Origin of the sequence: Serratia sp. NGAS9 (assembly GCF_009905295.1) — a bacterium.
GTDB lineage: Bacteria > Pseudomonadota > Gammaproteobacteria > Enterobacterales > Enterobacteriaceae > Serratia > Serratia bockelmannii.
On record NZ_CP047605.1, the window covers coordinates 3,292,396 to 3,306,167 of the forward strand.

11 protein-coding genes and 1 pseudogene are annotated in these 13,772 nt (G+C 48.2%); 6 read left to right on the plus strand and 6 right to left on the minus strand.

The genetic code is table 11. The annotated features are described in order from the left end of the window. Position 1: 1 nt before the first annotated feature. A complete protein-coding gene (locus GUC32_RS15700; protein ID WP_040206036.1) occupies positions 2 to 922 on the minus strand; it encodes a LysR substrate-binding domain-containing protein in 921 nt (306 codons plus the stop codon). Positions 923 to 1,567: 645 nt separating this feature from the next. On the opposite strand from GUC32_RS15700, the gene GUC32_RS15705 reads away from it, so the two are divergent. Next, on the plus strand, positions 1,568 to 2,836 hold the full coding sequence (locus GUC32_RS15705) for an integrase arm-type DNA-binding domain-containing protein (protein WP_048762580.1): 1,269 nt from the start codon (positions 1,568 to 1,570) through the stop codon (positions 2,834 to 2,836). A gap of 149 nt (positions 2,837 to 2,985) precedes the next feature. Here GUC32_RS15705 and GUC32_RS15710 read toward each other — a convergent pair whose 3' ends face one another. Together GUC32_RS15710 and GUC32_RS15715 are read right to left on the minus strand one after the other, a co-directional pair. Then, entirely contained in the window at positions 2,986 to 3,708 is a 723-nt protein-coding gene (locus GUC32_RS15710; protein ID WP_040206044.1) for a sulfite exporter TauE/SafE family protein, read from the minus strand. Between the two features lie 11 nt (positions 3,709 to 3,719). Next, positions 3,720 to 4,616 carry an oxidoreductase gene (locus GUC32_RS15715; protein WP_032936819.1) on the minus strand — a complete coding sequence of 299 codons (897 nt, stop codon included), beginning with the start codon at positions 4,614 to 4,616 and terminating at the stop codon, positions 3,720 to 3,722. Between the two features lie 76 nt (positions 4,617 to 4,692). Here GUC32_RS15715 and GUC32_RS15720 point away from each other — a divergent pair, with 76 nt between their 5' ends. The 3 genes from GUC32_RS15720 (at position 4,693) to GUC32_RS15730 (ending at position 9,444) form a co-directional block, all read left to right on the plus strand. After that, positions 4,693 to 5,577 carry a MurR/RpiR family transcriptional regulator gene (locus GUC32_RS15720; RefSeq protein ID WP_004899254.1) on the plus strand — a complete coding sequence of 295 codons (885 nt, stop codon included), beginning with the start codon at positions 4,693 to 4,695 and terminating at the stop codon, positions 5,575 to 5,577. Further along, a complete protein-coding gene (locus GUC32_RS15725; protein ID WP_032754802.1) occupies positions 5,577 to 6,434 on the plus strand; it encodes a DMT family transporter in 858 nt (285 codons plus the stop codon). Before GUC32_RS15720 ends, GUC32_RS15725 begins: the two co-directional genes overlap by 1 nt. Before the next feature lie 235 nt (positions 6,435 to 6,669). Continuing rightward, positions 6,670 to 9,444, plus strand: a complete 2,775-nt coding sequence (locus tag GUC32_RS15730) for a winged helix-turn-helix domain-containing protein (protein ID WP_048762579.1) — start codon at positions 6,670 to 6,672, stop codon at positions 9,442 to 9,444. Here the strand turns inward: GUC32_RS15730 and GUC32_RS15735 are convergent. Together GUC32_RS15735 and GUC32_RS15740 are read right to left on the minus strand one after the other, a co-directional pair. Further along, on the minus strand, positions 9,421 to 9,909 hold the full coding sequence (locus tag GUC32_RS15735) for an MFS transporter (RefSeq protein ID WP_332069942.1): 489 nt from the start codon (positions 9,907 to 9,909) through the stop codon (positions 9,421 to 9,423). The genes GUC32_RS15730 and GUC32_RS15735 overlap by 24 nt on opposite strands. Before the next feature lie 3 nt (positions 9,910 to 9,912). Next, on the minus strand, positions 9,913 to 10,608 hold the full coding sequence (locus GUC32_RS15740) for an MFS transporter (protein WP_244995237.1): 696 nt from the start codon (positions 10,606 to 10,608) through the stop codon (positions 9,913 to 9,915). A 172-nt stretch (positions 10,609 to 10,780) separates the two neighbouring features. On the opposite strand from GUC32_RS15740, the gene GUC32_RS15745 reads away from it, so the two are divergent. After that, a complete protein-coding gene (locus GUC32_RS15745; RefSeq protein ID WP_197826472.1) occupies positions 10,781 to 11,587 on the plus strand; it encodes an SDR family NAD(P)-dependent oxidoreductase in 807 nt (268 codons plus the stop codon). Positions 11,588 to 11,822: 235 nt separating this feature from the next. Next, positions 11,823 to 12,741: pseudogene (locus GUC32_RS15750) on the plus strand (hypothetical protein). A gap of 571 nt (positions 12,742 to 13,312) precedes the next feature. On the opposite strand, the gene GUC32_RS15755 reads toward GUC32_RS15750, so the two are convergent. Further along, positions 13,313 to 13,669, minus strand: coding sequence for a helix-turn-helix domain-containing protein (locus tag GUC32_RS15755; protein ID WP_197826471.1), 357 nt, complete (start codon positions 13,667 to 13,669; stop codon positions 13,313 to 13,315). Between the last annotated feature and the right edge of the window lie 103 nt (positions 13,670 to 13,772).

Below are 13,772 nucleotides of genomic sequence, written 5' to 3' on the forward strand. Positions count from 1 at the left end.
TTTAATGGCTGCTGACGGCCGGAGTTAATTCAACACTGCGGCAATAATCCATAAATAACCGCGTGGGCCGCGTGGGTTCATTATTTTGCAGATAAGCCATAATCAGCGTCGATGCCGCCATTTCATCGATAATATCCAGTTGCACCAAGCGCTGCCCATCGTATGTCATATCCGAACAGGGCCGGGTCACCAGCACCGAAAAGCCCAGCCCCTGCCCGACCATGCACCGCACCATTTCAATTGACGGAGAGCTATAGGCCACTTCAGGGTAATAACCATTCTCTTTGAAAATGCTGATAAAGTAATTTTTGCTGGGTACCGCATCCAACAGGATCATCGGTTCGCTTGCCAGTTCCTGTAATGTCACCGCACTTTTTTTCGCCAGCGGATGCGCCGCCGGTAGCAGCGCATAGGGTTTATGCGGCGCATTCAGCGGTTCTTTCTGAATCGCGTTGTCCAGGTCAAGATCGTAGAGAAATGCCATGTCAAAACGGCCACGATGTAAACCGTGCATCAGCTCATGCTGTTCACCGTCGTACAGCTGAATATTGATTTCCGGATAGAGTTTTTTGAAACCTGCAATCAGCTTGGGCATATACAGCGGAGCCGCCGATTCAAAACAACCCACGGCGATGGTGCCGCAAACCAGCTCATTTTCTGCGCGTGAACTTTGCTCAAACTCATAGGACAACCGCAGCAACTCCTTTGCTTTTTCGTAGAACCGTCTCCCACTGGAGGTGAGCGATACGCCCTGTGCATGATGGCGAATGAACAGCTGCTGTTCAAAAGCGTCCTCAAGGTTTTTGATGGCGACCGAAATCGAAGGCTGGGCGATATGCAGCTGGCGTGACGCTTCGGCGATGCTTTCGGTCTCAACCACAGTGACGAAATATTTAAGTTGCTTGAGTGTGAAATGTGTCATGAAAAAACCTTTATAAAATATCTTCGCGTTAACATTCTAAATAGTCTCATTCTATCTAATTTTAATATGCAATATTTGCGCCATAGTTAAGAGCTACATTGTTATTCTAAAATTTAAGCTTCAGTTCGCCCTTCTGTAGATAGACATAACCATGGGTGTAACGCGACTACCGTTATGCGTTGAAGCCTGGGGGGGTAGAAAACGTCACAAGTAGCGTAGCTACTCATTGTGGTATTTATCGGTGGCAATGACTCAGCCAGAAGCCAATGTTTCTTAAATGCTTCAGTTTAAGATGTAGAACCTCTGCTCCCAACACCGCTGCCGACGTGGAGGCTAAAATGTCAATTTATGAATCTATATGGATTGCTGCCGAAACAGCATGACATTTCGTCTTCCGCCCGAGAACTAAGGATTACTGCTAGTTAGTCATATTGGTTTTTGTAATAGCCCCATGCTCGCAAATGCGACCCAGTCAGAGGAGCCAATTTCCTGTTTGCATGCATCTTTGCGAATCCTTATCTGATATTGATTCAAGAGGTTAGCGTGAAAACTCTTCCCGGTGCATTTTGATTTTACCCTCCGCATCGGGAAAAATTGGTGGTCAAATCTGGGGTCAGGTTAGTTCGATGACGGAGTGACCCCCAAATGTCCCTTAACGACTCAAAAATCCGCACTTTAAAACCATCCGCAAAACCCTTCAAAGTTTCTGATTCTAACGGTCTGTACCTTCTTATCAAACCAGGCGGCTCACGTCACTGGTATCTTAAATATCGTATAAACGGCAAAGAATCCCGCATTGCACTGGGTGCCTATCCTGCCGTCTCCCTGTCTGATGCCCGCCAGCAGCGCGAAGGTATCCGTAAGATGCTGGCGCTGAACATCAACCCGGCACAGCAGAGGGCTGCTGAACGCAGAGCCTGCACACCAGAGAAGGTGTTTAAAACAGTGGCGCTGGCATGGCATAAAAACAATAAAAAGTGGTCGCAGAACACCGCTGACCGTCTGCTTGCCAGCATGAACAACCATATCTTTCCTGTAATTGGTCATCTGTCCGTCACGGAGCTTAAACCCCATCATTTCATTGACCTGCTGAAAGGTATTGAGGAAAAGGGCCTGCTGGAAGTCGCGTCCCGCACGCGGCAGCACCTCAGTAACATCATGCGCCATGCGGTCCATCAGGGATTTATCGACACCAACCCGGCAGCAAATCTTGATGGCGTGACGGCTCCCCCCATGAGACACCACTATCCCGCCCTGCCGCTGGAGCGGCTGCCTGAATTGATTGAACACATTGAAGCATATCATCAGGGCCGTGAACTGACCCGGCTTGCTGTCCTGCTGACGCTGCATCTGTTCATTCGCTCCAGTGAGCTGCGCTTTGCACGCTGGTCAGAAATTGATTTCATAAACAGAATTTGGACGATACCCGCCACACGCGAAGCCATTGTGGGTGTGCGTTATTCAGGGCGCGGTGCAAAAATGCGCACTGCTCATATCGTGCCCCTCTCACAGCAGGCTATAGCTATTCTGAAACGGATTAAGGAAATATCCGGGGCTTACGAACTGGTCTTCCCCGGCGACCATAACCCGTACAGGCCGATGTGCGAAAACGCGGTTAATAAAGCACTGCGCCTTATGGGATTCGACACGAAACAGGACATCTGCGGACATGGCTTTCGGGCAATGGCATGCAGTGCCCTGATGGAGTCTGGCTTATGGTCGCAGGATGCAGTGGAACGCCAGATGAGTCACCAGGAGCGCAACACCGTGCGTCTGGCTTACATTCATAAGGCTGAGCATCTGGAAGCCCGCAAGGCGATGATGCAGTGGTGGTCAGATTATATCGATACATGCCGGGTCGCATACGTACCACCTTTTAACACAGGGCGGGATAAAAACAACGAAGCTGCATGACCAATAACAAAAAGCTGTATCAGCATACCCTGGTACGGCTTTATTCATTTCTGATGGCTTGCCAACCCCTCCACCCCGACCCGTCGCTGCCTGTAGAAAGCTGTTACACAACAACAACACGCTTGCGCCGTCAGCCCTGGCGTGCCATTTCATTTGAGAGCAAGGATCATCCCTACTGCCCCAGCGACGAGAACGGCATCAATGAGAAGCTCGAACGTATGCGTCTGGAGTTTCTGGACGAGACGTTTCGCAATCATCGAACCGACGAACAATGCGATGCCGATGGCAAGTCCATGTGTGAGGACAGGCTGCGCGAGTGCGCCCGATATACCGAACGTAGCTAGCTTGCCAGCGTAGAGCAGGATTGCGCTTGCCGCCTCTGATCCCAAAAATACGCCTCCACTCATTCCGTACCCGGTAAATACCGGCACGCTGAGCGGCCCGGTGGACAGCACGAATCCGGTCAGAAACCCGACAATCGCCCCGGCAAAACTCATGTGCCAGAGATTCAAGTGGAGGTTCGATCGTCTGATGAGACGGCGCAGCGGGATCATCGCAAGGAAGAAAGCTGCCAGGAATACCTCCACTGTGCCAGGAGAAATCGTAAGTAACGTGTGCGCCCCGAGAACAGCCGCAGGAACTCCCGCCAACGAATAGGCAAACACCGGTCGCCAACGAATCTCATGCCACCAGACAATCACCCGTCCGATGTTGCCGAAAAGGGAGGCGATCGCCATAACAGGCACAGCAATCCGTGGCCCGTACGTGGCGACGAGGACGGGCAGCATGATTAACGACGAGCCAGTGCCGACGACACCGCTGAGTACTCCGGCACCGAGAGCGACGAAGAAGAGAAGTAAGAGTGCAATCATCGGCTTTAAGATCAACCAGGGCCATCGCTCGCAGCCGCAAGAAGCGGTACCAGGATGTCGCTGATCGGCGTTGGAATGCTGTGAACCCGGCCGCGACGCGCAATGACGCCGTTGCGGATATCCCATTCAAGCGGTCGGCCAGCTTCTCGATCCGTGAGGATGGAGGTGCTCATGTCTGCAGGAGCCGCCCGGAACTTATCGAGGATCTCCTGCGGCACTTCGTCTCCGAGTTCAGCGCCCTCTGCACGTGCCACGGCCAGGCATTCCTGCAGATAAGCCAGCGTAAGCCTGGCGATATCAGCACGGCCAAACATGCCTGAGCGGCGGTGCGTGAGTGCCATGAGTCCAGCCACCGCATTCTGCATCAGCTTGCGCCAGGCCAGGGAGCTGAAATTCGCGGCCAGATCTACGGAGCACCACGTGCCTTGCAGCGCTGCGGCCACTACACGGGAAGCTGGTGCGTCTGGCACGCTGAGGCGCGCCTCACCACGCAAGCGTACCGAGCCATCGGACTGCGCTTGAGCAGGGAACCACACGACAGCGGGAACGATCTGTCCGGGCAGAGAGTACGTAGCGAGCCTGTCCAACTGTTCGACCCCATTCTGGAGCACGCATATAACCGTCTCCGGGCCAGTCAACGCCCTGAGCCATTCTGCTGCCGCGTCGATTTGTGTGGACTTGACTGCCAGAAAGATAAGATCAACCGTGCGAGTGATTTGTGCCGGATTCGTCTGTACCGGACCGGGTACGGTGATAAAGCGGTTGCCATCTTGCAAGGTCAGGCGATCGCGGGGAGTACGTCCACACAGCAATGGTGTGCGGCCGACTTCGTGTAACGCCGCCGCGACTGTTGTGCCGATGGCACCTGGACCTAAAACAGCAACAACTGTATTGATTTCAGTGTTCATGAATGTGGACTCCTTGCAACAGAATCTAATTACGTGGTGGTTGTGCCCTTCCCAAAGGACATGTAATATATTACATATGAATAAAGAAAATGGTAATAGAATTTCAGAAGGTGAGCAGCGGTTACAGCAATGGCTTGGCAGCATTCACGCCCGAAGCGGCGACCTCGCTGCAAGTGAGGCTAAAGTTGTCGATCTCCTGCTTGTCGATCCTTTATTTGTCGGTACAAGCACGGCAGCACAGGTTGCCACCCGTGCTGGTGTATCACCGCCGACAGTAATACGCGCTGCACGAGCGATCGGGTTCACCGGGTTCACTGAACTTAAGATAGAGATTGCCCGGGCTCGTGGCACTGCCCAATTCTTTGCCCCGCCTGAAGTTCTTACAGCGGATGCGACGCTGGCATCAGTGCTGGAAACATCAATTCGTGCTGGTGTAGACGCACTGACTGCGCTCAGCGGTGCTATCGAAATCTCCGCACTTGATGAGGCGGTCGATTTAATCCAGAGCGCACGCCAGGTATTTGCATTTGGTGCTGGTCCCTCTGCGACGGTTGCCGCTGATGCGGTCTTTCGTTTGCGGACGGCGGGTGTGATAACCGTCAGTATCCAGGATTATTTATCAGCGATGATTGCTGCTCGTCTACTCGGTCCAGGCGATGTCATCATCGTCGTCAGTTCAACAGGGCGCACATCATCCACACTCTCCATCGCTGATGCAGCATCCTCGGCAGGAGCATCGCTTATTGCAATAACTAACCAGTACGATACCCCACTGGCGACACTCGCCAACGTTTCGCTCGTTGTTGGCGGAATGCCACTCCCGGCACAGATGGCCGCTGCCGGGAGTCGACTGGCCCAGCTCGTCGTTATTGATACGCTGGTCGCTGCTCTCACTCTGCGGGATAAAGAACAAAGTCGCCGGGCTGAACGGGCGGGTATTGATTTGCCCGATATGTCCTGATGCAGTTCAGCACGGTAGCAATGATTCTTACTGCTGCGGTAGCTCATGCAGTATGGAATATAGCCTCAAAATACAAGAGGGAAGACACTCTTGTGTTCGTCTGGGCGTACAGCTGTGCCTCATCATTGCTGTGGGTCCCGTTCAGCCTCATTCTGATAGTTGAGGGACAACAGGAACTCGACTGGAGACTCGCTGTCGGCGCAGTTATCTCGTCTGCACTTCATATCGCTTATTCTCTAATCTTGCAGGCTGGCTACGAGCGCGCCGAACTGGGTGTTGTTTATCCGATTGCCCGAGGAAGTGGACCAGTTCTGACGATACTGTTTGCAACCCTTCTCATGGGAGAACGGATTTCACCAGGCGCTTTACTCGGCGCTTTTATCGTTATCGCTGGTATTTTCGTTGTCACCGGCAATCCGTTCAGGAGCGGAAGCCGACCACTACAGGGAATGCTTTGGGGGGCAGCGACAGGCACCGCCATCGCTGGCTATACACTCTGGGACGGTTATTCGGTAATCTCTCTGCACCTGGATCCAGTGCGCTACTACGCCAGCACACTCCTGCTACAGAGTCTGATTCTTACCCCTGGTGCGATGCGGCGACGAAATCGCATTCCAACTGCTGTACGTGTGGATATCATCCCAATCCTTATCATTGCTGTATGCTCTCCCCTTGCCTATATCCTTGTACTGACAGCCATGCAGAGCATGCCACTGGCACTCGTCGCTCCTCTCAGGGAAACATCCATTATTGTCGGCTCCCTTCTTTCGTACTGGCTTTTTCGTGAAAATCATCTGGCACGCCGGATTGCCGGTGCAGTGGTGGTGCTGACCGGCATCGCAATAATTAGCCTTTGATCGCTTCGTTGGATGCCAATCGTCGTCTTATTGTCAGCGTGGATCGTTCGTCGAAATTCAGTTTTCATCACCAGCTTGATCGCAAAGCTATGCCACATAGCACTATTGGCTTTATAATCATTAACGGTAAAAGTGGTATTGAATAGTTATACGCCGATGCAGCACATTCAACATGTAGCCTGATTCTGATGACCACTTTCGTTAGAAATGGCTTACTCCATACCGAGAGTTCGTGATGCTCAAAACAGAAGATCTCAACACCATGATATCAATTGATGAGATTCACTTTGCTGACTGGCAAATCTGGCCACAGCTAAGGATTCTGTTACATCGGGGTAAGCCAGTAAGAATTTCTGCCAGAGCTTTTGATGTTCTGGTTGTTCTGGTGAGTGCTGGAGGTAAAGCGGTAAGTAAAGAATCTTTACTTACTCAAGTGTGGGGAAATGAAATCGTCGAAGAAAATAATCTTCAGGCACAAATTTCTGCTATACGCCGCATACTGGGACATGACCGCCATCTACTGATTACTGAATTTGGTTGTGGTTATCGCTTTAATATCAACAAATTGCCAACTAAACCGCTCTCTAAATCAGAAATACCTGAGCCCGCTGTTACCCCTTTTCTCGCATCGATTCTGGGGCGTGATAAAGCTGTGCAGGAATTATGCACCTTATTGGATCAATACCGTCTGGTGACGGTTACAGGCTCAGGGGGCGTGGGTAAGACTCGTTTGGCATGGGAAGTCGTCAGCCTTACACACTCGCATTTTCCTGATGGAATATGTGTGGCTGAACTGGCGCATATCACCGAAGCATCCAGCTTGCTATCTGTTATTTCACAAGCGCTCCATCTTCCATTAGCTGCCATTCATAATGATGCCGATTTACGGCAACAGCTTGCACGGCGTCGATGTTTACTGCTGATTGATAACTGTGAACATGTAATTAGTGAACTGGAACCAGTGATTACGTTGCTCCTGCGCCTGGCTCCCCATATAAAACTGTTGTTGACCAGCCAGGTAGCGTTACAGGTTGCCGGCGAGCAACAATATCTACTACCGCCATTACAAGTTCCTGAGAGCGAAGAGGCTGATACCCACGAGTTACTGACTTTTGACAGTGTCCGCCTCTTTATCGAACGTGGGCAGGCCAACCGACATAATTTCCATCCATCAGCCAGCGAACTGTCGTTGATTGGCGAGTTATGCCGTCATCTTGACGGTCTGCCGTTGGCGATTGAACTTGCGGCCTCCCGTCTGCCAGTCATGAGTGTCAAAGAGATCTATAGCCGACTGGAAGACCGTTTCCAGCTATTGAGCAATACGCACAGCTCTCTGGTGCCCAGACATCAGAAAATACTGACCACGCTGGAGTGGACTTATCAGTTACTCAACACTCGTGAACAAAGATTATTTTGCTCTCTGGGGATCTATACCGATATGTTCAGTGTGAAATCAGTAAGTGACCTTCTGCTGATTAAAGACAAGCATCGCTGGCAGGTTGTTGACGATCTGCAAAGATTGCTGTCTTTATCCCTGATTCAGGTCAGTACTCAGGTACCAGAGACCCGTTTCCGCCTGCTGGAAACCATGCGCCAGTTCGCATGCGATAAACTCAGGCAACAGGGTGAATATACTGTTCTTGAAGCCCGTTTTACCGGTTATTATAAAGTTCTGGTAGAAGAGGCCCAAGGTGATTGGTTTATGCTGCCAACGGGACAGTGGCGTGAACGTTATAGCCATATGCTTAATGATTTGCGGAGCATATTACAGCAAACGTTGGCTGAAGGGGCCGCTCCCTCTAAGGGGCTTGAGATCTTACAAGCGATGACCCCTTTTTGGATTGAATATTCACTCTACGATGAATGTCAGCGCCATATCTATCCTTTGCTTTATGAAAATACTTCTCGGGTAGTATTAACGCTACGCCAGAGAATGAATCTCAGCGCTGTAGCAGGTAAGGCGTCAACCTGGGCAAAAGGCCCTACGCCTGAAACACATTCAGCCTGGAAAACCGCGCTTGCACTTGCAGAAAAGCTCGACGACAAAGAAATACGTTTACAGGCTCATTACGGATTATGGTTGTATTATCTGCGTACTGGCGAGTTGGATAAAGCGCTTGAGCATGCGCAATCTATGTGCGAGCTGGCACGGTCCATTAGTGACGAGGAGGCGATGGCAACCGGGCTGCGTATTCTCGGTGTATCCCTGCATTTTTTGGGGCGTCATTATGTCGGGCGTGATTATCTCCAGCAATCTCTTGACTGGTATGAACATGGCGAATTAAGTCACTCTTTCCGTTTTGGTCTTGATCAAGAGAGCGCCGGTCAGGCCTTTCTGTCTCGTTTACTCTGGTTACAGGGTGAGTATAAGGCCGCGAAACAGATGGCATGGCGCGGTGTTAAAAAAGCCGCTCGTTTGCAGCATGTCTGTTCTCTTTGCTGTGCACTGGCTGAAGGCGCTTGTATGACAGCAGCACTGGATCGTAATCCGCGTTGGGTTATAAAGGCCGCAAACTGGCTTATTCATCTGGCAAAAAGGCATGATTTATATTTCTGGAAGACATACGGCGAGCTGTTTCTTGTTTGGGCCAAACAGTTCAGTCATACCGATGTTAGTCAAACCACACTGTTTAGCTCGTTGCGGGCGATGGGATTAGATTGGCAATATTCCCCCTTGTTGTCAGAAATTGATACCGGGTTATCGCTGAGAGCCACCCGCCAGGATCATGAAAACTGGTGCACGCCTGAGCTGATGCGTCTTTCTGCCACTCAATTACCTCCTCAGAAGCAACGCCTGCTGTTGGAGAAGGCCCTGGACAAAGCGCGTCAGCAACAGGCTCATGGCTGGGCCCTCCGTATTGCTTATTCATTGGCGACATTGCAGGCTGAAGCCGGGGAAAAATGGGCTGCTAAACAATTGATACAGGACGCTTTACATGATGTTGATGACTCAGACAATGCGACGGATGTAAGAAGTGCTATTGCGCTATGTGCCCGAATAGGGGCCTGAATATTTACGTTTTACGGCTATCAACATCCCCATGATCACGAGTCCGCCCCCTGCTGAAGAAATCAGCGCCCAGCTATGAGTTGTCTCCCATAACCAGGTGGCAGTCAGTGAGCCACATGCTCCGCCAATAAACATAACGCACATAAATAATGTATTAAGACGGTTTCTGGCATCCGGACGCAAAGAATAAATCGTGTGCTGATTAGCTATCAGTACACATTGCTCACCCGCATCCAGTAGTAGAATGCCCACCACCATACCCACAATACTGTTCCATCTCCAAAAAACAGTCCAGGCTAGCAGCATGAGTATCACACCAAAAACAACCATTCGGAATGGTCCCTGACGATCGCTGAAACTTCCCGCCAGAGGCGCACACAGAATACCGATTAACCCCAAAGCAGCTAGGGCGCCGGTTATCCCTGCACCGTAATCGTAGCGATGAGCTAACCAGAAAGGGAGCACGGTCTACAGCACGCTGAAGGAGGCAAACAGCATTGCTTGTGTAAGAGTTGCACCACGCACCTGCGGCTCGTTTTTCCACAGCAGTCCTAATGAACGTAATACCGCCAGATAGTTAAACTTTGGCGTTGACAACGACTGAGTAGGCAAAATGCGTAAGATGAAAAATATAGCCAGCAATGTCATGATCGCGCCGGATAAAAAGACGCCACGCCAGCCGAAATACTGACCAATAAGGCCTCCGATAGCCCGGCCAGCAAGGATACCTGCCAGGACACCGCTCATCACCGTACCAACGGTTTTACCTCGTGCAGAAGTTCTTGAGAGCGAGGCGGCAAGCGGCACTATCTGTTGAGCTACTGTTGCAGCCATCCCGGTAAGGAAGGAGAAGAACACCAACACTGTCGCCGTTGGGGATAACATCATGCCGATCATTGCCAGGAAAAGCACCTGCGCTTGACGCAGGATAAGCCACTGACGTTCAATATAATCGCCAAGGGGGATCAGAAAGAATAAGCCCACCGCATAGCCTACCTGGGTGACCATGGGGATCAAAGAAACAGCTCCCCATTCATTGGGAAAGGATCCGGCAATTAAATTCAGGACAGATTGATTAAAATAAATATTAGCCACAACAATACAACAAATAATCCCCAGCATAAGAATCCTGGTAGAAGAAAGCTCGTGATTGTCCGAACGCATTGACCACTCCTGGCACTAAACTCAATATTGTCTGGAGTATAAGCAAAGGCGACACCCAACTCTTTGACCGCTTTTTTCAGACATCTGAATTCTGATGCACAAGCTCCTGAAAAAGAGATTTGTTACTAATACTGCTCATGTTATTGACTGTGCTTAACTTGAGGAGCAACAAATGGATTTAAAACTGACTGGAAAAGTGGCTCTGGTAACTGGAGCCCATACCGGACTTGGTTTCAGCATTTGTGAAGAATTGGCCGTGAATGGTGTGCATTTAGTCATGGTGGCCAGACGAGAACCTGAGCTGATTCTTGCTGCGAAAAAAATTTCAGAGAAATACGGTGTTTCGGTGCTGCCTATTGCCGGGGATGTGACTGATCCCAAACTACCTTCTTTAGTGGTTGAACAAGCGGAAAAAGTTTTTCAGCGTATTGATTTACTGGTGAACAATGCCGGAAGAGCCCATGCGGGCACGCTGTTAACCACTTCGGAAGAAGACTGGCAGATAATGACTGAGACCAAATTCTCCGCCATGCGACGTTTTTGTAAGGTAATCATCCCCGGGATGCAGAGACAAAACTGGGGGCGTATTGTCAATATCTCATCCATTGGCGGTATCTACCCTAATCCGCAACTTACCGTCTCACACGCACTGAGCGCCGCTATCAACAACCTGACCCGTAGTTTAGCACTTAGCGTGGCTCCGGATGGCATTCTGGTCAATGCGATCGGAGTGGGTGCTGTCGCGACGGATAACTGGGCGCAGAACATGCTACCGAATGTTCGCAATCGTCGTCCTGAACTGGCTGACAGAACAGACGAAGAGGTAATGGCATTACTGGGTAAAGAGAAAACGCCTGTGGGCCGCTTTGGACTTCCTGAAGATATTGCTGCAATTGCTACGTTCCTACTTTCTGGGAGGAATCAGTTTGTTACTGGACAGACAATTGAAGCATCAGGCGGAGCAGACAGATTTATGTAATGTCTTCCATTCAACTTAAATAATGTTTGAGAATTGAATTAGTTTAACCTGATATTTGTTCTTCTTTTCAATCACTGCGAAATATGAGGCCGGATATGGGGGACTGAAACGCTAAGAAGCCCCCGTATCAATATAATCCAAATATTATAACGTAATAGATCCCGCACCATGAAATTAATTTCACTGGAAAATTCATGGTATTTTTTTTAAAAAACAGAAATAGAGGAAAACCACTATGTCAAAAAAACAAACACTATCAAATACAAACTATAGTTCGCCTGACTGGCTGACTATCCGTGAAGCAGTCGAAGTGATAAATAAAAAAGGACTGAAAATTAAAAAAAAGTGACATTTACAGGCATGCATTACATGGCAGCATTCATCTCTCTATTTACTTTCAGTCGCCAATTACATTACGAAAAATACAGAGATCGAGCTACAAAGTAAGGCTCAGACCATGTGATATGTCATCAATAAATCGTTTATGCCTTCTTGACAAAAAAGCGTTTATTGAAGGACATAATTTTATTGTTAGCACTACTGGCAAATATATCATTCCCACAGAGAGAGTGATTGACACTCTATTGATTGGATATGAATATGTTCTAGTGCAAAAATTACTTTCCCGATCTCTTAAAATACCATTACCTGTAACAGGAGCTATTGATTTTAATCATGGCATAACAGTTAGCTTACAAGGAGAACCATTTCAACTATTCGATAAAATGACATGGGAAGAAAGAATAACACAAAAAATTATGCAACTCCCTAAAAACATTTCACCATATGTACATAAAGAGATATTCTCAAAGAGGATAAATAATTACCTGGGGAAAGAGTATTTCCCGGCTCATATTTTACCTCGGGATGCCTGGTTTGTTATTCGACATGCTGAACTTGATAAAGTCATTGACATCATAACCAATAGCAGAGTGCCCTCATTATCTGCAACGCGAATATCAACACCACTATCTCGTTTTTTCTGGCTGGCCTGTAAAAACAATGAAGTCATCCGTCCATTAATTAGTAAACCGTACAAACTACTATCTATTTTCGAACAATGGGCATCTGACGAAGGCATTACCGACAGGCTCAGTGGTGATACGTTAAAAACTGCACTCGTACGCGGTTCCCCCACATCAATGTCGGATTGACGCAAGTGAATTTTACCAAACCCAAATGTCCGTATTAAGGACTCTAAAATCAGTAATACGGACATAATTAGTTTTTTTGACTCTTTTTTCCTTGTCACCTCAAGGGACATTGTATTTCTGTACTACTGGTATCAATACATATCATCAATTATCAAGCATTAGAAAAGTAAAAGCAAAACAGTACTTAAATGCTCGCAACCACGCATATACATTAAAGCCACTCCTTATTAAAGGAGGGTTTAGTCGAATTGCATAGGTTCGATCGAATCCAAAATGCACGAAATAGATTAACCTTAATTTATCCAATCATTAAATACATACATGGGCTCGTAATTATATTCCAATTAATGAATACGAATTTACTTACCAATACATTACACATGCAAAAACACGAAAGCATACATTGCACAGGAAGACTTAGATTCTTTTCAATGAAATAAATGAGTGATTTCATTTCGTTCAATAAATCTATAACTGAGGTACTAAGACCATGATTACCAGATGAACCCCGTCCATAATCCAGATAGTTACTAAAGATTTAAAAGCTCACCTTATGATACGAGTAATTACCTTACTCCAAAGAAGACTTGCTTTTAATATTTACGGCATTTTTTCTATACCGGTGTGGTGGGACATTATATATTTTTCGAAATGCCCTGGTTAATGATTGCTGAGAGTCAAAGCCAAATCGCATCGCGATGTTTATCAAAGATTCATTTGTTGTGATAACAGCTTCTAAAATAAGATATAATTCTTTCTCTCTGATAAAACCTCCTAGACTCTGCCCTGTTTCAGAAAAAAACAATCTCTGCAAATGCCATTTTGAATATCCGGACTTGATAGCCACATCATCAATTTTTAGTGGCATCTCTATATTTTTGTTTATCCAAACAATTAAGTCATTTACAATATCTTTCCTGTTTTTCATAACCGAAACCTCAGAATTACTCTAACAGAAACACATTCTCATCAGGCATATAGATCAAGAGCTGACAATCCCTAAGTTCTGCATAAATCCTCAATAGAGACCA

Excerpts from the sequence above, each read along its gene's own strand:
- GUC32_RS15700 (WP_040206036.1), bottom strand. The coding sequence starts at position 922 with ATGACACATTTCACACTCAAGCAACTTAAATATTTCGTCACTGTGGTT.
- GUC32_RS15705 (WP_048762580.1), top strand. The coding sequence starts at position 1,568 with ATGTCCCTTAACGACTCAAAAATCCGCACTTTAAAACCATCCGCAAAA.
- GUC32_RS15710 (WP_040206044.1), bottom strand. The coding sequence starts at position 3,708 with ATGATTGCACTCTTACTTCTCTTCTTCGTCGCTCTCGGTGCCGGAGTA.
- GUC32_RS15715 (WP_032936819.1), bottom strand. The coding sequence starts at position 4,616 with ATGAACACTGAAATCAATACAGTTGTTGCTGTTTTAGGTCCAGGTGCC.
- GUC32_RS15720 (WP_004899254.1), top strand. The coding sequence starts at position 4,693 with ATGAATAAAGAAAATGGTAATAGAATTTCAGAAGGTGAGCAGCGGTTA.
- GUC32_RS15725 (WP_032754802.1), top strand. The coding sequence starts at position 5,577 with ATGCAGTTCAGCACGGTAGCAATGATTCTTACTGCTGCGGTAGCTCAT.
- GUC32_RS15730 (WP_048762579.1), top strand. The coding sequence starts at position 6,670 with ATGCTCAAAACAGAAGATCTCAACACCATGATATCAATTGATGAGATT.
- GUC32_RS15740 (WP_244995237.1), bottom strand. The coding sequence starts at position 10,608 with ATGCGTTCGGACAATCACGAGCTTTCTTCTACCAGGATTCTTATGCTG.
- GUC32_RS15745 (WP_197826472.1), top strand. The coding sequence starts at position 10,781 with ATGGATTTAAAACTGACTGGAAAAGTGGCTCTGGTAACTGGAGCCCAT.
- GUC32_RS15755 (WP_197826471.1), bottom strand. The coding sequence starts at position 13,669 with ATGAAAAACAGGAAAGATATTGTAAATGACTTAATTGTTTGGATAAAC.